At 52.0% G+C, this 18116-nt stretch carries 15 protein-coding genes and 1 tRNA gene; 12 read left to right on the top strand and 4 right to left on the bottom strand.

All coding sequences use genetic code 11. The annotated features are described in order from the left end of the window. Positions 1-11: 11 nt before the first annotated feature. The 6 genes from K0J45_RS09845 (at position 12) to K0J45_RS09870 (ending at position 6348) form a co-directional block, all read left to right on the top strand. Positions 12-1574: a dihydrolipoyllysine-residue acetyltransferase gene (locus K0J45_RS09845; RefSeq protein WP_220045136.1), complete on the top strand. Its 1563-nt coding sequence runs from the start codon at positions 12-14 to the stop codon at positions 1572-1574. A 119-nt stretch (positions 1575-1693) separates the two neighbouring features. After that, positions 1694-2761: a quinolinate synthase NadA gene (nadA, locus tag K0J45_RS09850; protein ID WP_220045137.1), complete on the top strand. Its 1068-nt coding sequence runs from the start codon at positions 1694-1696 to the stop codon at positions 2759-2761. A gap of 314 nt (positions 2762-3075) precedes the next feature. Continuing rightward, entirely contained in the window at positions 3076-5064 is a 1989-nt protein-coding gene (locus K0J45_RS09855) for a methyl-accepting chemotaxis protein (RefSeq protein WP_220045138.1), read from the top strand. Positions 5065-5199: 135 nt separating this feature from the next. After that, a tRNA-Ser gene (locus K0J45_RS09860) sits at positions 5200-5287 on the top strand. Between the two features lie 335 nt (positions 5288-5622). After that, positions 5623-5814, top strand: coding sequence for a ribbon-helix-helix domain-containing protein (locus K0J45_RS09865; protein ID WP_144199243.1), 192 nt, complete (start codon positions 5623-5625; stop codon positions 5812-5814). A 189-nt stretch (positions 5815-6003) separates the two neighbouring features. After that, positions 6004-6348 (top strand): zinc ribbon domain-containing protein YjdM, encoded by a 345-nt coding sequence (locus K0J45_RS09870; protein WP_011865729.1) that lies wholly within the window; start codon positions 6004-6006, stop codon positions 6346-6348. A gap of 166 nt (positions 6349-6514) precedes the next feature. Here the strand turns inward: K0J45_RS09870 and cls are convergent, their stop codons facing one another. Next, a complete protein-coding gene (cls, locus tag K0J45_RS09875) occupies positions 6515-8041 on the bottom strand; it encodes a cardiolipin synthase (protein WP_220045139.1) in 1527 nt (508 codons plus the stop codon). A gap of 164 nt (positions 8042-8205) precedes the next feature. Here cls and K0J45_RS09880 point away from each other — a divergent pair, with 164 nt between their 5' ends. Next, on the top strand, positions 8206-9084 hold the full coding sequence (locus K0J45_RS09880) for an endonuclease/exonuclease/phosphatase family protein (RefSeq protein ID WP_220045140.1): 879 nt from the start codon (positions 8206-8208) through the stop codon (positions 9082-9084). 29 nt (positions 9085-9113) lie between these two features. Here the strand turns inward: K0J45_RS09880 and K0J45_RS09885 are convergent, their stop codons facing one another. Beyond that, the gene (locus K0J45_RS09885; protein ID WP_220045141.1) at positions 9114-9656 is read right to left on the bottom strand and encodes a substrate-binding periplasmic protein; all 543 of its coding nucleotides are present in this window, start codon (positions 9654-9656) and stop codon (positions 9114-9116) included. A 764-nt stretch (positions 9657-10420) separates the two neighbouring features. Here K0J45_RS09885 and K0J45_RS09890 point away from each other — a divergent pair. The 5 genes from K0J45_RS09890 to K0J45_RS09910 all read left to right on the top strand — a co-directional run bounded on the left by K0J45_RS09890 (position 10421) and on the right by K0J45_RS09910 (position 14903). Continuing rightward, entirely contained in the window at positions 10421-12199 is a 1779-nt protein-coding gene (locus K0J45_RS09890) for a DUF885 domain-containing protein (protein ID WP_220045142.1), read from the top strand. Between the two features lie 165 nt (positions 12200-12364). Beyond that, a complete protein-coding gene (locus K0J45_RS09895; RefSeq protein WP_220045143.1) occupies positions 12365-13045 on the top strand; it encodes a response regulator transcription factor in 681 nt (226 codons plus the stop codon). Positions 13046-13170: 125 nt separating this feature from the next. Then, positions 13171-14298, top strand: coding sequence for a M14 family metallopeptidase (locus K0J45_RS09900; RefSeq protein ID WP_220045144.1), 1128 nt, complete (start codon positions 13171-13173; stop codon positions 14296-14298). Between the two features lie 9 nt (positions 14299-14307). Further along, positions 14308-14625, top strand: a complete 318-nt coding sequence (locus K0J45_RS09905) for a zinc ribbon domain-containing protein (protein WP_220045145.1) — start codon at positions 14308-14310, stop codon at positions 14623-14625. Then, the gene (locus K0J45_RS09910; protein WP_011865737.1) at positions 14622-14903 is read left to right on the top strand and encodes a YeaC family protein; all 282 of its coding nucleotides are present in this window, start codon (positions 14622-14624) and stop codon (positions 14901-14903) included. Before K0J45_RS09905 ends, K0J45_RS09910 begins: the two co-directional genes overlap by 4 nt. A gap of 222 nt (positions 14904-15125) precedes the next feature. Here K0J45_RS09910 and ansA read toward each other — a convergent pair whose 3' ends face one another. Together ansA and sppA are read right to left on the bottom strand one after the other, a co-directional pair. Next, positions 15126-16139, bottom strand: a complete 1014-nt coding sequence (gene ansA / locus K0J45_RS09915) for an asparaginase (protein WP_220045146.1) — start codon at positions 16137-16139, stop codon at positions 15126-15128. A 121-nt stretch (positions 16140-16260) separates the two neighbouring features. Beyond that, positions 16261-18102, bottom strand: a complete 1842-nt coding sequence (gene sppA, locus K0J45_RS09920; RefSeq protein WP_220045147.1) for a signal peptide peptidase SppA — start codon at positions 18100-18102, stop codon at positions 16261-16263. Positions 18103-18116: the final 14 nt, after the last annotated feature.

The raw sequence follows: 18116 nt of genomic DNA on the forward strand, positions 1-18116 counted from the left end.
GAGCCCCAGGCATGATTAAAGATTTTATTTTGCCCGATATTGGCGAGGGCGTGGTGGAGTGTGAGCTGGTCGAGTGGTTGGTTGCCGAAGGCGATACCGTCACCGAAGATCAGCCCATTGCCGACGTGATGACAGACAAGGCGCTGGTGCAGATCCCGGCGGTTCACGGTGGTGTCATCAAAAAACTTCACTATAAGAAAGGTGACATAGCTATCGTTCACGAGCCGCTGTATTCAGTGGAAATCGATGGTGAGCTAGACGGCGATGTGACCACGGAATCGGCAGCTGAAGAAACTGTCATTCAATCTGATTCACAGCCAGTTGCCGGCGGCAAACGCGTCGAAGAGTTCCTGTTACCGGATATCGGTGAAGGGATTGTCGAGTGTGAACTGGTGGAGTGGTTGGTTGCCGAAGGTGACATGGTGGTAGAAGATCAACCTATCGCCGATGTGATGACCGACAAGGCACTGGTGCAGATCCCGGCCATCAAGAGCGGTAAGGTGGTTAAACTCCATTACCGTAAGGGTCAGCTGGCACAGGTGCACACCCCGCTGTTCGCTATCGAGGTAGAGAGCGAAGAGGGGGCCGTTGCCGCGCCGGTAGCAGATAGCGCTCCAGCTGGGGTTGACAGTGAAGAGGTTGAACTGCACGCCCCAGCAGGTAATGGCAAGGCGCTGGCCAGCCCGGCCGTGCGTCGTCTGGCGCGCAGCTATGATATCGATCTCAGCCTGGTACCGGGTTCAGGCAAGCATGGCCGAGTCTATAAGGAAGATGTTGAGCGCTTCCGTAGCGGCGAAGCCGTGAAGGCTAAGGCGGCGAAAGCACAGACCCAAAGCGAGCCGACAGCTGCGCCTGTAGCGGTTTCAGCAGGCGATCGCGTCGAGCCTATTCGCGGCGTCAAGGCGGTCATGGCCAAGATGATGACAGAGTCTGTCTCGACCATCCCGCACTTCACCTATTGTGAAGAGCTGGATCTGACCGAATTGGTTGCGCTTCGTGAATCGATGAAGGCGCGCTACTCCAGCGACGATCTTAAGCTGACCATGATGCCTTTCTTCATGAAGGCGATGTCGCTGGCGCTGACTCAGTTCCCTGGCATCAACAGCCGTGTGAATGACGATTGCACCGAGCAGACTTTCATCGCGTCACACAACATAGGCATGGCGGTAGACTCTAAGGTGGGTCTATTGGTGCCAAACGTGAAGGATGTGCAGCAAAAATCGATTCTTGAGGTTGCGGCTGAAATTACCCGCCTGACCAAGGATGCCCGCAGCGGTCGTGTCAGCCCGGCGGACCTTAAGGGCGGCAGCATCTCCATCTCAAATATCGGCGCCCTGGGGGGTACTGTGGCAACGCCTATCATCAACAAGCCTGAGGTGGCCATCGTCGCCCTGGGTAAGTTGCAGACCTTGCCACGCTTCAACGATAAGGGTGAGGTCGAGGCACGTAAGATCATGCAGATCAGCTGGTCTGGCGATCACCGAGTGATAGACGGCGGCACCATAGCCCGCTTCTGTAACCTGTGGAAGCAGTATCTTGAGTCACCACAGGAGATGTTACTGGCGATGCACTAATCGCACGTAGCAGTTCACTAATAAGAGCGCCATTTGGCGCTCTTTTTTTACTCCAGAGTTAATCTTTGGCGTCAGATTAAGTATAATGCCGCTAATTAGTCCCACTCTTTGGTTTGAGCATGAGTCAAGTAGCACCAAGCATCGAAAATATTCAGTATCCGTTTCCAGCAAAGCCCTTTCCCCTAAGCGATAGCGAGAAGCAGGCCTATAAGGCGCGCATCAAGCAGCTGTTGAAGGAGAAAGAGGCTGTCTTGGTGGCCCACTACTATACCGATCCTGAGATCCAGGCGCTGGCGGAAGAGACCGGCGGTTGTGTATCAGACTCTTTAGAGATGGCCCGCTTCGGCCGTGACCATCCAGCCAAGACGCTGATCGTGGCCGGGGTTAAGTTTATGGGCGAGACCTCTAAGATCTTAAGCCCAGAAAAAACTGTGCTTATGCCGACCTTGGATGCCACCTGTTCACTGGACGTAGGCTGTCCCATCGACACCTTTAGCGCTTTCTGTGACGCCCATCCAGATCATACCGTCGTGGTTTATGCCAACACCTCGGCCGCCGTTAAGGCGCGCGCCGACTGGGTGGTGACCTCGAGTATCGCCCTTGAGATCGTCGAGCATCTCGACAGCCAAGGTAAGAAGATCATCTGGGGACCGGACCGTCACCTGGGAAGCTATATCGCCAAGCAGACTGGCGCCGACATGCTGATGTGGCAGGGCGAGTGTATCGTTCACGATGAGTTCAAGGCCAAGGCGCTGCGTCAGTTAAAAGAACAGTACCCCAATGCGGCAGTGTTGGTGCATCCCGAATCACCGGCAAGCGTGGTGGAGATGGCCGATGCCGTTGGCTCGACCAGTCAGCTGATCAAGGCGGCGCAGACCCTGGAGAACGACACCTTTATCGTGGCAACCGACAAGGGCATCTTCTACAAGATGCAACAGGCGGCGCCGAATAAGACCCTAATCGAGGCGCCCACCGGCGGTAACGGCGCGACCTGTCGTAGCTGTGCCCACTGTCCTTGGATGGCGATGAATGGCCTTAAGGCGATCGAGGCGGCATTGCTTAACGACGGTTCGGAGCAGCATGAGATCTTCGTCGATGAGTCGCTCAGAGAGCGAGCGCTGTTGCCGCTCGATCGTATGCTGGATTTTGCCAAGACGCTGAACATGCAAGTTAAAGGTAACGCCTAGGCGTTAAACAGCTTCTGCCAGCACACCTTGCTAACGTTAAAAGCGCCTCTAGGGCGCTTTTTTGTTGCCTATCGACCGACGGTGCCGCGGCTATACTAGACTTTATGGGCATTGTGAGGCTGCTTAAGGCATGTTAAAAAGTGAATAGTGTCATTTTATTGGTGCCTTTAGTGCATGTTTTTAGGCGAGTTTTACTTTAACGTCAGATTTTTATGCTAGTGTTAATACGGTAATGGGGAAGGCTTAAGTGCGCCTTGTCTATGAAGTGACGAAACGCCACTCTATCAACCCGCGATGGTTAGGGATAACGCAAGATGAATATGCAATGGATCAGTGATCTCAATATAAAAAATAAGCTTTTGCTGGTGATAGTGCCGCCCATTCTGGGGGCAACTTTCTTCGGTCTGTTCGTGGTCTATGGCCAATATCAGCTGCATCAGGGACTGAGTCAGGTAGAGACGCTTTCCGAGCTGGCTGTGGTGAACAGTGATTTTGTGCATGAGCTGCAAAAAGAGCGAGGCATGAGCGCCGGCTTTCTCGGCTCAAAAGGCAAGAGTTTTGGCGATAAGCTGCCAACGCAGCGTCAGTTGAGTGACGAGCAGCTTAATAACTTCAAGGCCTTTACGGCCAGCCATGAGCTGCCTAAGGCGTTTGCCCAGCAGATGAGCCAGGTCAATCAGATGATTAACCAGCTGGGCGATATCCGCAGCAGGGTCGACAGCTTAAGCATCTCAGTGCCGGAAGAGGTGGCCTATTACACCAAGCTTAATGGCCTGCTGTTGGCGATTGTAGATCAGACCAGTCAGCAGGGGGCTAGCCGTCAGATCGCGGTGGAGTCGGCCAGTTTTGCCGCCTATCTACAGATGAAAGAGCGCGCCGGTATAGAGCGCGCCGTGCTGAGCTCCACTTTTGGTAACAGCGCCTTTAAACCCGGCATGTTCCTCAAGTTTGTCAACCTGGTCTCAGAGCAGAACACCTATCAGGAGCGTTTCTTAGCCTTGGCGACTGACAAGGTAAACGCCGATTATCAGCAGGTAGCCTCTTCGCCCACCTTTATGGCGGTCAATGCACTGCGCGACAAGGCGATGAGCCAGGATGCTGGCGTCCTGAGCGGTCAGAGCTCTACCGACTGGTTTGCCAAATCCACTGCCCGTATCGACGCCCTGCGTCAGTTCGAGCGTCAATTGTCCCACCATCTGTTGACCGATACTCGCAGCGCGCTCGCCAATGCCAAGTCGCTGATGGTGAGTGTTATCGTCTTGATGTTGGTGTCAGGGCTTGTGGTGATCTTGCTATCGCTGTTTATCGGACGTTATCTGCATGCCTCTCTCAGACATCTTTATCACAAGGTGACCGAGTCGCAGAAACATTACGATCTCAGCGTGCGGGTCGACCTTAAGGGTAAGGATGAGATAGGGCAGCTGGGCTCTGCCTTCAACCACATGATGGCCGATTTCGAGAAGGTGATTGGTATGGTGAGGACCAATACCCAAGGTTTGCTCACCGCGTCTCAGGAGATGGAAGGCTGCGCTCGCATCATGCGTGAAGATGTGGCCTTGGGTCACAGCGAGGTGGATCAGGTTGCCTCGGCGATGACAGAGATGAGCGCTACGGTACAAGAGATTGCCCAAAATGCGGTGCAGGCCTCTGAAGCCTCGGCCCAGGCCAACAAGGAGGCGAAAGAGGGCAGCCTGGAGGTTGAACGTACCGCAGATTCCATCAATGAACTGGCTCAGGAGATCGCCGATGCGGCTCAGGCCATCAATAACCTGGATGAAGACATCAAAGGCATCGTTGATGTGCTTGGGGTGATCAGCGGTATCGCAGAGCAAACTAACCTGCTGGCGCTTAACGCAGCCATCGAAGCAGCCCGCGCCGGCGAGATGGGCCGTGGCTTCGCCGTGGTCGCCGATGAGGTGCGCAGCTTAGCGCAGAGGGCACAGACCTCCACCGAAGATATTCGCAGCATGACGGAACGACTGGAGCGTGGCGCTAAGATCGCAGTGAAGGCGATGGAAAGCGGTCGCAACAAGGCGGAGATCAGTGTGGTCGAGTCCAAGCGCGCCGGTGAAGAGCTTATTCGTATCGTCAGCGAGGTGAGCGTCATCGACAGCATGAACGAGCAGATCGCGGCGGCAACCCACGAGCAATCGGCGGTGTCCGAAGAGGTGAACCAAAATGCGATGAAGATCAGCGACATCTATCGTAATACCCACGAGGTGTCCGATCGTCTCAGCCAGCTCAACGAGTCACTGCTTAACGATGTGAGCGCCATGTCGGAACTGGTGAGTAAGTTCAAATAGGGCGGATATGCAGCGAATTGGCGATCTATTACGCAAATGCCTGAGTTGAAAGTTTTTTAACTTGACCCTGTTTAGCGATTTGCGTAAAGTACCGCTCCGTTGATGCGATTCCTATTGGACATTGCACAACGCTTCGGTGAGTTGTCCGAGTGGCTGAAGGAGCACGCCTGGAAAGTGTGTATACGGCAACGTATCGAGAGTTCGAATCTCTCACTCACCGCCACATTCAATAAGAAAGACGCCTAAGGGCGTCTTTTTTTATGCCTGTCATTCGGCGCCTGTCATATTTATGCCTGTCCTATTTATGACTGGCTTAGGGCGCCAGTTGTCACTCTCCAGAACATATTTCTGATAAAAACTGTCTATCCTCCAAACCGCTATAGCCAACGTGTAAATTCGCGTGACATCCGACGAGACCCTTAGCCCACTAGCTAACATGGTACACAAGGCTAACTTCAAAGCTTGGTTATTCTTTCTCAACGCTTAGGGAGGCTATAGGCAGGCGGCGTCTTAATGATTATAATCAAATGATAATGTTTTTAGTGCGAGGAGTTGGCAATGGAAAATAAGACGGCACGCTTTACCGTGTTACTCGACCCCAGTAAGAAACAGGCATTCGAACAGTTGTGCGCCTCTCAGGATTTGACGCCCTCACAGGTCGTCAGACAGTTGATCCGCGGTTACTTAGAACAACATGGGGTGAGCTATGGTCAGGCCGAGCCGACCAAGAATCCTAAGGTTAAATCTTAAGGTTAAATCTAAAGGTCAAAGTGTAGCCAAGTGCGGGGTCTAGAATCTTAGCTGGCCTGAGTATGATAATTTTATTATAATACTATTATCATTGTGAGCGGTTTTTCAGAAGAAAGCCATAAAGTCATCTTAAGTGACAGGCCGGATACTTAGACCGATCCTTACCTTTTTAATGAAAGAGAAAGAGTTATGAGCGATACAATTCCACCATGCCCAAAATGTGAGTCACCTTATGCCTATGAAGATGGCTCATTGTTGATCTGTCCAGAATGTGCTCATGAATGGAACCCTAACGAAGTGGCTGTCGATCCCGATGCCATCATCCTGAAAGATGCTGTAGGCAACCTGTTAGAAGAGGGTGACAAGGTTACCTTGATTAAAGATCTTAAGGTGAAGGGCACTTCACTGACCCTGAAAGTGGGCACCAAGGCGGTGATCAACCGTTTCGTCGACGCCGACCACGATATCGACTGTAAGGTTGATGGTCACGGCCAGATGATGCTGAAATCTAAGTTCGTGAAAAAGCAGAGCTAAGATCTCTGATTAGGCTTAGGCTAAGTTCTAGTTTTGGACTAAGCCCAAAGATTCAATAAAAAGACCTGCCAGCTGGCGGGTCTTTTTGTATCGAAGCTAAGTTTGAGCTTGGTAAACGTTAGCTATTAATGCCAATCAAGGTTTTCATGCAGTAGGCGTGAGCCAATTAAAGTAAAGGGCTGAAGAGATAGAAGAGGTGTTCAATCACCCGCTGGTATAGTGGTCTGCTCTGCCAACGCTTGTATTCGAGCTGCTCGGCATTGTCGATATAGCCCTGCTGCAGCACTCTTAACTCCTCGGCAAATGTCTTATCATCGACCGCTAGAGTCAGTTCGAAGTTGAGCCAAAGGCTGCGCATATCCATGTTAACCGTGCCTATGAGGCAATGCTCATCATCGATCAATACAGATTTGGTATGCAGCAGTCCGCCCCTGAATCTGTGGATCTTCACCCCAGCCTTGAGCAGCTCGGCAAAGAAGGAGCGGCTGGCCCATTTGACCATAGTCGAGTCATTCTTCTGGGGAATGATGATGTTGACATCGACGCCTCGCGCCGCCGCAGTCACCAGGGCATCGAGCAGGTTCTCGCTGGGCACAAAGTAGGGGGTGGTGATCACTATCTTATGGCAAGCTTGGTAGAGGCTCTGTAGCAGGACCTGGTGGATCACCTCTTCGGGCATACCCGGCCCTGAGGGGATCACCTGTACCAGGGAATCCGCCTCACGGCTCACTTCACCTGATGGCTCACATGATAGCTCATATGATATCTCGTGTGATATCTCGTGTGATGATGCATATGGTTTTTCGGGATTGCCCGGTGGTTCGGGTAAAGAACGTTCGCTAGTTTCCACCTCCCAATCCCAAGCGGCGACAGTATTGACTACCGGTACGGCCGGCCCCACCATGCGCACCATGACGTCGATCCACTGGCCGACGCCTTCTCCCTGCTTAAAGTACTTAGGATCTACAAGGTTCATCGAGCCTGTGTAGGCGATTCGGTTATCGATAACCACTATCTTACGGTGCAAGCGTAGATCTAGGCGCCTAAAGAACATCCTCAAGGGGCTAACGCTGAGGGCCTGAGATATCTCAACGCCGGCCTTGCGTAGCTGTGTTGGCCAAGGGGAATTAAAGAAGGTGCGGCTCCCGGCGGCGTCCAGTAGGAGTTTTACTGTTACTCCACGTTTTGAAGCTTTTATCACGGCCCTGGCGACATCATCGGCCAGCCCACCAGGATGCCAGATGTAGAACTCCATCACTATGCTCTCCTTGGCCGCGTCGATATCCTGGATGATGGAATTGAGTATGCTCGATGGCGTATGCTGCAAGCAGAGCTGGTTGCCGCTGAGCGAGGGGATGCCGAGCTGAGTATCGCACAGCTGACTGATGGCTTTGGCGTGGTCACTCTGGCGCTCTGGCGTGTGCAGCGGATGCTGATACAGGGCCGCAAACCATTGGCCGTAGGGTTTGAACATCGACTTGGAGCGACTCGCTCGGGTCTGACCCAGGTGCAGCTCCCCAAAGAGAATGTAGGCGATGATACCGACGAGGGGGAGAAAATAGATCACCAGTATCCAGGAGAAGGAGACTCCTATGGTGCGGCGTTTAATCACCAAACGCAGCGCGATGGCGCCAAGAAACAACCAATAGATGAATACGCCGACAATGGCGAGGATTTGATGTACATTTTCCATAATGTCTGCTTGAGCCTGAATTGCACTCGCTCGAGTATGATTCGATAATGGCGTTGAATCTAAATATAGCCTGATCGCTATCATATAGGCTAAGCTGCTGGTGCTAAAGCACTATTTTTATCATCTAGATTTAACGACAGCCACTTCGACAGTAGAGCAACTCTGTGAGCCAAAACCGATCCAATTCGCCGCGTTTACTGCGCTGGGGAATAAAATCATTACTATTATTACTCCTAAGTGTGGCTGCTTATGTGGCCGTGGTGACCTATCTTAACGGCGAGCCTGAGGTGATGATGAGTGAGGTTGAACCGGTTTTTGTCTCCCAATGTGTTGCCGTGCACACTAGCCAGGCGCTGGATAATGATGGGCAACTCAGGGTCGGTGTGTGGAACATCTATAAGCAGCAAAAGCGTGGCTGGCAGCAGGATCTCAGTAAGATCGCCGAACGTAGCGAGCTCATGTTGTTGCAGGAAGCTAAGTTAAACGCAGGCTTTAACCAGTACCTGAACGGCTCAAGCCTGCATCTGGTGATGGCTAAGGCGTTCTCGCTGCTGAAATCCCCCGTGGGGGTAATGAACCTTGCCACAGAGCAGGCGCGCGATGCCTGTGCCTATCATGCCGTCGAGCCCTGGATCCGTTTTGCCAAATCGACCCTTATCTCTCGTTATCCCCTGTCTAATGGACAGACCCTCCTAGTGGTCAATCTTCACGGCATCAACTTCGACTGGCAGCTTAAGAGCTATCGCGCCCAGTGGCAGCAGATAGTACAGAAGATCAATCTGCATCAGGGGCCTGTGATCTTAGGCGGCGATTTTAATACCTGGCGGGGGCAGCGTATGGCCTATATAGAGCAGCTCGCCCACCAGCTCAGGCTGAAGGAGGCGGTATACGAAGAAGACAAGCGTCAGCGGGTGTTCGGCTTGCCGCTGGATCATCTCTATTATCGTGGCCTGAATCTGGTTGCGGCCGAGTCTTTTACCAGCCAGGCATCGGATCACAATCCCATCTGGGCCGAGTTCAGGTTAAAGCCAGTGACACATTAGCCCCTCGATACCTCACCACCAGTCGAAGCTCATTGATAGTCGAAACGACACTCCTCCGTATGGCGATTAAACCTGGCGAGGAAGCCAGGATGCTTGGCCAAGAAGGTTTTACCAAAGTAGACCCCAAGATCGATGCGCATGTTCGGGCGCTTCACGAAGGCGTCCATCGAGAGGTGCGACTGACGTACCTGCTCCTCGAACAGCAGTGCATTCTCCATCACACCGTCTATGCGCCTGGCGTCCAGTAACTTGACCAGCTCGTTGATGGTGGGAAAGATCTTCACCTTTTTGAACTTATTCTTGGCTAACCAATGGGCGCTATTGGAATGGATCCGCGCGCCAAACAGGGTATCGGATTTCAGGCTAGTCACGCTGGTTGGGATCCGGTACTCGTTGTGGTAATAGAAGTTCCACTCCTGTTGAATGAAGGTATTACTCTGCACGGCAAATTGATCGCGCCATTCGTTGCGCGAGGCGGAAAAGAAGCCATCATATTTTCCCTGTTTGACGCTGTTTTGAGCCCGGCCCCAGGGAAGGAAGATCACCCTGTAGGCTTGATCGATTTTTGTCATGACACAATCGAGCGCGGTTAGTCCAAAACCGCCTTGATGGGCGACGCCTTGTGCGTCTCTCTGCTGGCTATGGTAGGGCGCCCATTCCTGCGTTGCTATTGTTACTAGTTTAGGAATTGCTCGCTTAGCTTCTTCTTTTTGTGATGAATCATTTTGATTCTCTATTGCCTCTACATTAGTGGTCGTGAAGAGTGGAGCCCCTAAAACTAATAGACTGGCGTAAAATATTTTCACGGCTATGTAATGCAAAGAAAGTTGCCTAGAAGGGTCACTTTTCCTGCTTTTTAATTGGGCGCTCATCTGAGCGTTTGTTTGCGCGCTAAATTGGGCTTTCGACTTGGTGTTATTAAGCATGACTACCTCTTGAGGCTCTAAATTCAGTGTAGTGCCCGTCAACTCTGTGTCAAAAGCCGCTTACCTTATACCGCTTACCTTATACCTTGCGTGGATGAGCTAAGCGCTTAACTCCGGTGTAAGGTCAGTTTTTCATGCTTGGCCGATAGAGGGTTAAGCCTGGCGAAGACCTTTGTAACAAAGCTTGTCTAAGATGGTGTGATAGCTGCAATTTTCGTGGCAACGTGATTTACTATGGTCCAACTGGGCTAAGCTCATGTATTGGCTCATCTATCGGTTCAAGTTTCACTGCTGCTAAAAACGTCGAGTAATGCCGTTAAAGGCATGTTTTAAGCTGCAAGCTAAGAAGTCGTTATTAGAAAGTCGTTAAGAGTAAGCCGTTAATAATAAGAATGAAGGGAGGAAGAATCATGAAGAAAAGTGTCATCGCTGCCGCCATCGTCCTGGGGTTAGGTAGTCTTACCGCCTGTCAGACACACACTAGCGAAACTGCAAGTACTCAGATGGCGAGTGCTGCCGAGGTACAGGCACTGAGTTTTGCCGAGTTTTCCAATCAATTTATCGATGCCTTGTGGCAACAGTCGCCTACCTGGGCGCTCTATAGTGGCTATCACAAATACGATGGTGTGCTTAAGGTGCCAAATGCTCAAAGCCGCAAAGAGAGCCTAGCCTTCGTCGATGCCCAACTTAAGCTGTTAAATGGCTTTGATATGAATAAGCTAACCCCGAGTGAGCTTATCGACTACAAGCTTATCGAGAACCTGTTGAAGCAAGACCGCTGGGAGATAGACACCTTCAAGTCCTGGCAATGGAACCCTGCGAACTACAATGTAGCCGGTGGATTTGCTCAGCTGGTTAACGAAGACTTTGCGCCGCTGGACGAGCGTCTGCGCTCATTCCTGGCTCGCATGGAGAATGTTCCTGCCTACTACGCCGCGGCAAAAGAGAATATCGACAAGCCGACTCTAGAGCATACCCAATTAGCCATAATGCAAAACCGCGGCGCCTTCAGTGTCTTCTCAGACGACTTATTGAAGCAGGTTGCCGCCTCGGGTCTCAGCGATGATGAGAAAACCCTGTTCACTACCCGTTTCAAGCTCGCGGTCGATGCCATTAATCAACATATCGACTGGTTGACTGGCCTGGAAGCCAAGCTGACTAAAGAGGGCGCTCGTAGCTTTAGAATTGGTGAAGAGCTCTATGAGCAGAAGTTTGCCTTCGATATTCAATCGGGCATGTCGGCCAAGCAGCTCTATGAGAAGGCCCTGGCGGATAAAGCAAGAGTTCAGGGCGAGATGGCTAAGATCACCACGCAGCTGTGGAGCAAGTATTTTAAGACAGAGATGCCCAGCGACACTAAGGTGGCGACTCGTCAGCTGATCGACAAGCTGTCGGCCCGCCATGTGAAACGCGAAGACTTTGTTGCCGAGGTGCGCGCCCAGATCCCTGAGTTGGTCAAGTTCGTCAACGAGAAGCAGTTGGTGACGTTAGATCCTAACAAGCCCTTGGTGGTGCGTGAAACCCCAGAATATATGCGTGGTTTCGCCGGCGCTTCGATTAGTGCACCTGGTCCCTATGAGAAGACGGGTAATACTTACTACAACGTCACACCGCTAGATGGCATGAGCGACGCTTCTGCAGAGAGTTACCTGAGAGAATACAACCATTGGATCTTGCAGGTACTTAACATTCACGAGGCGATCCCGGGTCATTACACCCAACTGGTTTACTCTAATGAGTCGCCAAGCCTGGTGAAGAGCCTATTTGGTAACGGTGCCATGGTTGAAGGTTGGGCGGTTTACGCCGAGCGTATGATGCTGGAAGAGGGTTATGGTAACTTCGAGCCAGAGATGTGGCTCATGTATTACAAGTGGAACCTAAGGGTCATTGCCAACACCATTCTGGACTACAGCATTCAGGTGAAGGGGATGACAGAGGAGGAGGCGATTGCGCTGATGACTCAGGAAGCCTTCCAGCAACAGGCTGAGGCCGAAGGTAAATGGCGCCGCGCGACTCTGAGCCAGGTGCAACTCACCAGCTACTACGCGGGTTATCGTGAGATCTATGATTTCCGTGAGGAACTTAAGGCTAGGCAGGGAGAAGACTTTAACCTTAAAGGCTTCCACGAACAGTTCTTAAGCTATGGTAGTGCGCCGGTGAAATACATTCGCCAGTTGATGCTCAAATAGAAGACAACTTGTCTTTAAAGGCCCCAAAAGGGGCTTTTTTTATGTCGCGAGTATCAATGGGGTGGGATGCTGGTCAAAGTTTTATCCTTTAGAGGTATAAAGGACTGGATTGGCCCGATGAGTTAATGTAACCTTAATGATAACAATTATCATTAAGGTTCTCAAATGGAAAGAGTGTTACTCGTTGATGATGATCCCTTTGCGCGCGAAGTCCTCTATCTTGGCCTAGTCGCCAGTGGGTATCAGGTGCATTGTGCCAGTAATGGCCAGGAAGCACTGCTTATTTTAGGCAAAATGGCGATCGATCTCATTATCTTGGATATCGAGATGCCCCTTGTGGATGGTTTTGCGTTTCTAGAGGCGCGTAGCGATAACCTGCCGGTGATCCTGATCTCGGCCACCGATGAAGAGGAGCGGCGGGTAAAAGGGTTTCGTCTCGGCGCCGACGATTTTCTCTCTAAACCCGTGAGTGTACGAGAGCTGGTGGCGCGTATCGATGCCCTGCGTCGCCGCGCAGCCATCACCAAGGCGCAGCTGACCGAGGTTCTGCCGCTGCCAATCAAGGCGATCTATTTTAATCAGAATGATTTCAGCATAGAGGTGGCTGAGCGGCGCGTATCCCTGACCCAGACCGAGTTTAAGCTGCTTAAATACCTGTTCGATCGCAAAGGAGAGGTGATCACCAAACAGGAGCTGCAGAAAAGTGTGTTGAAGAAAGATCTGGGACAGTTCGATCGTAATCTGGATATGCACATCAGTAATACCCGGCGTAAGCTTGCCAAGATCTGCCTGCCGAAAACCATCATCAATACCGTTCGTGGCCAAGGTTACAGCTTTCTGTGTTAGTCAAAATGACAGCAAAAAAACTGGCTTTTATTTGGCGCTAGCGGTGCGAAAACGGGGCGAATTAGTTTATCCTTAGGGGATCAGCAGACCCAAGATGTCTGCCTTAACTCAATGAAGGAATGGATATGCTAATCAGTGCCAATTTTGACGGCGGTAATATTGAGGTCATCAACCAAGATGATATCAATAATGTGCAACTGGCCATTAGACCCGATGAAGGGGGCGAGTTTTTCCAGTGGTTCAACTTTCGTCTGCAAGGTGAAGTAGGCCAGCGCTATACCCTGAATATCATCAACGCCGGCCAAGCCTCTTACACTAAGGGGTGGGAAGACTATCAGGCTGCGGCCACCTACGACAGACAGCAATGGTTCCGCCTGCCGACTCAGTATCAAGATGGCAAACTCACCATAGAGGTGGAACTGGATTGCGAGATGATCCAGATCGCCTACTTCGCACCCTATAGCTATGAGCGTCATCAGGATCTGCTTAGCGCCGTTCAGGTGCATCCACTCGTCTCACTCGAGCATCTGGGTAAAACCTTAGACGATCGCGACATGACCCTGGTAAAGGTGGGTGATGAAGATGAAGAGAAAGCTAAGATCTGGATCACCGCGCGTCAACATCCGGGTGAAACCATGGCCGAATGGCTGGTGGAAGGCCTGCTAAATAATCTTCTCGATGGCGATTGCCCAACCGCCAAGGCGCTGCTGGATAAGGCTAACTTCTATATCGTGCCAAACATGAATCCCGATGGCGGTGTACGTGGCCACCTGAGAACCAACGCTAAGGGGGTTAACCTTAACCGCGAATGGCAGAGTCCGTCGCTGGAGAAGAGCCCTGAGGTGTATCATGTGGTCAACCGCATGAAAGAGACGGGCGTCGACCTCTACTACGATGTGCATGGCGACGAAGGCCTGCCATATGTGTTCCTCGCAGGCTGTGAAGGCGTGCCGGGTTACAATCAAAAGATGGCGGATCTGCAGGCCGATTTCGTTAAGGCATTGCTGATGGCCAGCGCCGATTTCCAAGATGAGTTTGGCTATGATAAAGACGAGCCAGGCCAGGCCAACCTGACCGTTGCGTCAAACTGGGTAGCGCAGACCTTCGGCTGTCTCTCTAACACCCTAGAGATGCCATTTAAAGATAACGCCAACATGCCAGATCCTATGTCTGGTTGGTCGCCTGAGCGTTGTATCTACCTGGGCGAGGCGTCGCTGCTGGCGATGCTGGCCGTGGTCGATAAGCTAAGATAGGAGTCCGCAATGGCCTTAGTAGAATGCCCAAGTTGTCAAAAGCGCATATCGAGTTTGGCTAAGAGCTGCCCGCACTGTTCCACGGGCTTGTCCGGGGATAACGAGTCGCTTAATCGGATCAGCCATATCAAGCGTACCAATCAGCTGATGAACCAGAGCTTTCTGGCGATGACGCTGTTTATTGCCGGTGTGGTGATCTGGTTTTGGGGCGGCGAGCCCGCCGAAGGGCTCAGAGCCAATATCGCCGGCATCTGCTTCGTCTTCGGCTTCGTCGGCTATCTGATAGCCAGAGTCCGCATAGTGTTACATAAACGGAAGAGTATATGAGTGATATCAATAAGGTGATCGACGATATGCCTCAAGAGGTATACGAGCGATTACTCAGCGCCGCCGAACTCGGCAAGTGGGAAGATGGCACAGTGCTGTCTGATGAGCAGAAAGACTCGACACTGCAGCTGGTGATGCTGTACCAGGCTCGCAGGTTGAACCAGACAGATCATTTCACCATCAATAACCAAGGTGAATTGAACGAACTGTCAAAGGCCGAGCTGAAACGTCAGTTCAAGGGCGAGAGTATCGCTGCCTTCAAAGAGCAAGACCTCTAAGAGTGAAAAGCCCCTGATGACAGGGGCTTTTTTATTTCGCATTGTTAGTCTTAAACCAATTATACCAATCACGGTAGGTAAGTGATCAGAAATTGCCCAGAAAAAACGGCCGAGAACAAGGCCGTATTTTTAGATAAGTAGTTATTCTACAATCAAAAATAGTAACGCCGTTATCGGATGTTTTAACAAGCTAGCATGATCAGTTATTTACTACGATTGGTATTAGTCTTCGGTGAGCTCGCCGCAGAGATCTTGCTGCATCTGCACGCGAATATCACTTGGCGAAAGCTCGGTAGACAGCAGGTAGTGAAGCTTGGTCAGCGCCGCTTCCGTAGTCATGTCGAAGCCACTGATAACCCCGGCTTTTGCCAGCGCGTTGCCCGTGGCATAGCCGCCCATGTTGACCTTACCCTGCAGACATTGGGTCAGATTCACCAGTATGATGCCGCGCTCGTTGGCTTTTTGCAGACACTCGAGGAGTTCGGGGTTTTGCGGCGCGTTGCCGACACCATAGGTAAGCAAAATTAGCGCCTTTACCGGCTGCTGTAAGATGTTATCTATGATCTCTGTGGTGATCCCTGGGTAGAGAGTAACCACGCCTATGGGCTGAGGGCTAATCTTGTTGACCGTCAGAGTATTGGCCTTGCTCTCGCTGATACGGCCCGCCTTGAGGCGGATCTTAATGCCTGCCTCTAACAGTATAGGAAAGTTTGGCGAGGCGAAGGCATCGAAGCCATCTGCATGGGCCTTTGTGGTGCGATTGCCACGAAACAGCTTGTTGTTAAAGAAGAGGCATACCTCGGCCACCGGATAGTTGGCGGCGATGTAGAGGGCGTTAAGCAGATTGGTCTGGCCGTCTGAGCGCAGTTGGGCCAGCGGGATCTGCGAGCCGGTGACGATAACGGGTTTGGTCAGTCCCTGCAGCATGAAGGAGAGGGCCGAGGCGGTAAAGGCCATGGTGTCTGTGCCATGAAGGATCACGAAGCCATCATACTTGTCGTAGTTTGCCTTGATATCGTCGGCGATCATCTGCCAGTCGGTGGGCGCCATGTTTGAAGAGTCGATCAGCGGACAATATTCACTGATGACAAAATCTGGCATCTCCTGATGAAAAAACTCGGGCATGGCCTTGACGCAGTCGGTAAGAAATCCCGGTACCGGCGCGAAACCATTATCTGTCTTTTGCATGCCTATGGTGCCGCCGGTGTAGGCGACATAGATGGAGGGTTTTTTCATTATAGTGATAGCTTTATTGATGCAGGATTGGCGCGATTATACTTAGGATGGCGCCAATAAAAAAGCCCGCATCGGCGGGCTTTTCTGTGATAGCGTCTTTGTTGCGAGTACAGCAGAGCGATTAGTAGTTACAGCTGTCGCAGTAGAGGTAGAGGCCATTTGGATCGTCAAAGGCGTTAAACTCTTCGACTACGCTACTCACCTCACCAAGTAGCTGTTCGACCAGGCTGCTCTGAGACAGGCTCTGTGGCATATAGCTGACGGCCTGGGCAAACATCTGCTGGATGAACTGCTCCTGTGGCGACAGCTCCTGTTCGATCAGCTTGGTATCGAACTTCTCAAGCTTAGCCAGCTCGGCCGCCTTGGTGACTGCCTGCTCAAGATCGCCAAGCTCATCGACCAAGCCAAGCTCAAGTGCGCGTTTGCCAGACCAGACACGACCCTGGGCAATCTTATCCACCTCTTCGGGTTTCATGCCGCGCTCCTCAGAGACAAGCGAGATGAAGTCTTGGTAGCCACGCTCGATATGGCGCTGAATGATCTCTTTGAGCTCATCGCTGATCCCCTGAGTGCTTGAGAACGAGGTCCAGCCTGAGGTGGAGACGCCGTCTGTGTGGATCCCAAGTTCTGCCAGGGAGTCTTCGAAGGTGGTCATCATGCCGAAGATACCGATAGAGCCGGTCAGCGTCGTTGGTGTGGCGTAGATATAATCGGCACTTGCCGAGATCCAGTAGCCACCCGAGGCGGCGTAGGTGCCCATGCTAACGACCACAGGCTTGTTAGCCGTCTTGAGGGCCAACACTTCCTGGCGGATCTGCTCGGAGGCAAACGCGCTGCCGCCAGGGCTGTCGACTCTGAGGACCACAGCTTTTACCTTGTCATCGAATCTCGCCTTGCGCAGCAGGGCAGAGGTGCTCTCGCCGCCGATCTGGCCCGCTGCCTGGTGACCATTGAGTATGTTGCCCTTGGCGACTATGATGCCGACGGCGTCGTGCATCAACACTGGTGGGAACTGCTGGATCACGCTCTGATAGTCATAGAAGCTGATCTGCTTAAAGCTGTGACCTTCTTTGGCTTCTCCTACACGCTCGACCATGTCCAGGCGGAACTGCTCGGCAGAGGCGAGCTTATCGACCCAGCCAAGGTTGATGGCCATCTCGGATGAGCGACCGTTGGCCTTATTAAGCTCAGCAAGATAACGCTCGGCGCTCAGCATCAGGTCAACTTGTTTGATACCGCGGTTTTCGCTGACTGTGGCTTCGAAACTGTCCCAGATATCTTGTAGCAGTTCACGGTTGGCCGATTTAGCCGCCTCAGACATGTCGTCGCGCATAAAGGGCTCGACCGCCGACTTGAAGGTGCCCACCCTGAAGACGTGCGCCTTGATCTTAAGCTTATCCAGCGCCGACTTGAAATATTGGCGATAGCGGCTCAGGCCTTCTATCTCTACCGAACCTTGAGGGTTGAGGTAGATAGTATCGGCGAAGCTGGCGAGGAAGTACTGGTTTTGACCATACCAGTTACCCATGGCGATAATCGGCTTGCCAGAGGCTTTAAAGCGGGTCAATGCGTCACCGATGCTCTGCAGCTTGCTGATCCCTGTCCATCTCAGGTGACCTATGTCAAGCACGATGGCGGATATGCGTTTGTCGCTGGCCGCATTGTCGATAGCATTTAGCAGATCGGCGAGTAGGATCTCGCCATCGCTCTGTCCCCCTTTACCACTCTTCATAGCAGCCTCTATGGGGTCCACCTGACGTTTCTGCTCCACCACGCTACCCGAGAGATCCAGCACTAATGCCGAACCTTCTTCGACTGTTGGGCTCTCCTCACCGGCGAGGATCACGAACAAGAGGGCAATAAAACCGAAGAAGAATAGATTTAAGATCACCTTGCGTGTGGTGTTGACCACCTTCCACAAGGTGGAAAAGATCCGTTTAAATATTGAGGGCTTAGCGGACATTATCCACTCCTTTA

This window comes from Shewanella alkalitolerans (genome assembly GCF_019457575.1).
Taxonomy (GTDB): Bacteria; Pseudomonadota; Gammaproteobacteria; order Enterobacterales; family Shewanellaceae; genus Shewanella; species Shewanella loihica.

What these genes read in the sequence shown, in the direction of transcription:
- K0J45_RS09845 (WP_220045136.1), top strand. Translation starts at nt 12, where the DNA reads ATGATTAAAGATTTTATTTTGCCCGATATTGGCGAGGGCGTGGTGGAG.
- nadA (WP_220045137.1), top strand. Translation starts at nt 1,694, where the DNA reads ATGAGTCAAGTAGCACCAAGCATCGAAAATATTCAGTATCCGTTTCCA.
- K0J45_RS09855 (WP_220045138.1), top strand. Translation starts at nt 3,076, where the DNA reads ATGAATATGCAATGGATCAGTGATCTCAATATAAAAAATAAGCTTTTG.
- K0J45_RS09865 (WP_144199243.1), top strand. Translation starts at nt 5,623, where the DNA reads ATGGAAAATAAGACGGCACGCTTTACCGTGTTACTCGACCCCAGTAAG.
- K0J45_RS09870 (WP_011865729.1), top strand. Translation starts at nt 6,004, where the DNA reads ATGAGCGATACAATTCCACCATGCCCAAAATGTGAGTCACCTTATGCC.
- cls (WP_220045139.1), bottom strand. Translation starts at nt 8,041, where the DNA reads ATGGAAAATGTACATCAAATCCTCGCCATTGTCGGCGTATTCATCTAT.
- K0J45_RS09885 (WP_220045141.1), bottom strand. Translation starts at nt 9,656, where the DNA reads ATGACAAAAATCGATCAAGCCTACAGGGTGATCTTCCTTCCCTGGGGC.
- K0J45_RS09890 (WP_220045142.1), top strand. Translation starts at nt 10,421, where the DNA reads ATGAAGAAAAGTGTCATCGCTGCCGCCATCGTCCTGGGGTTAGGTAGT.
- K0J45_RS09895 (WP_220045143.1), top strand. Translation starts at nt 12,365, where the DNA reads ATGGAAAGAGTGTTACTCGTTGATGATGATCCCTTTGCGCGCGAAGTC.
- K0J45_RS09900 (WP_220045144.1), top strand. Translation starts at nt 13,171, where the DNA reads ATGCTAATCAGTGCCAATTTTGACGGCGGTAATATTGAGGTCATCAAC.
- K0J45_RS09905 (WP_220045145.1), top strand. Translation starts at nt 14,308, where the DNA reads ATGGCCTTAGTAGAATGCCCAAGTTGTCAAAAGCGCATATCGAGTTTG.
- K0J45_RS09910 (WP_011865737.1), top strand. Translation starts at nt 14,622, where the DNA reads ATGAGTGATATCAATAAGGTGATCGACGATATGCCTCAAGAGGTATAC.
- ansA (WP_220045146.1), bottom strand. Translation starts at nt 16,139, where the DNA reads ATGAAAAAACCCTCCATCTATGTCGCCTACACCGGCGGCACCATAGGC.
- sppA (WP_220045147.1), bottom strand. Translation starts at nt 18,102, where the DNA reads ATGTCCGCTAAGCCCTCAATATTTAAACGGATCTTTTCCACCTTGTGG.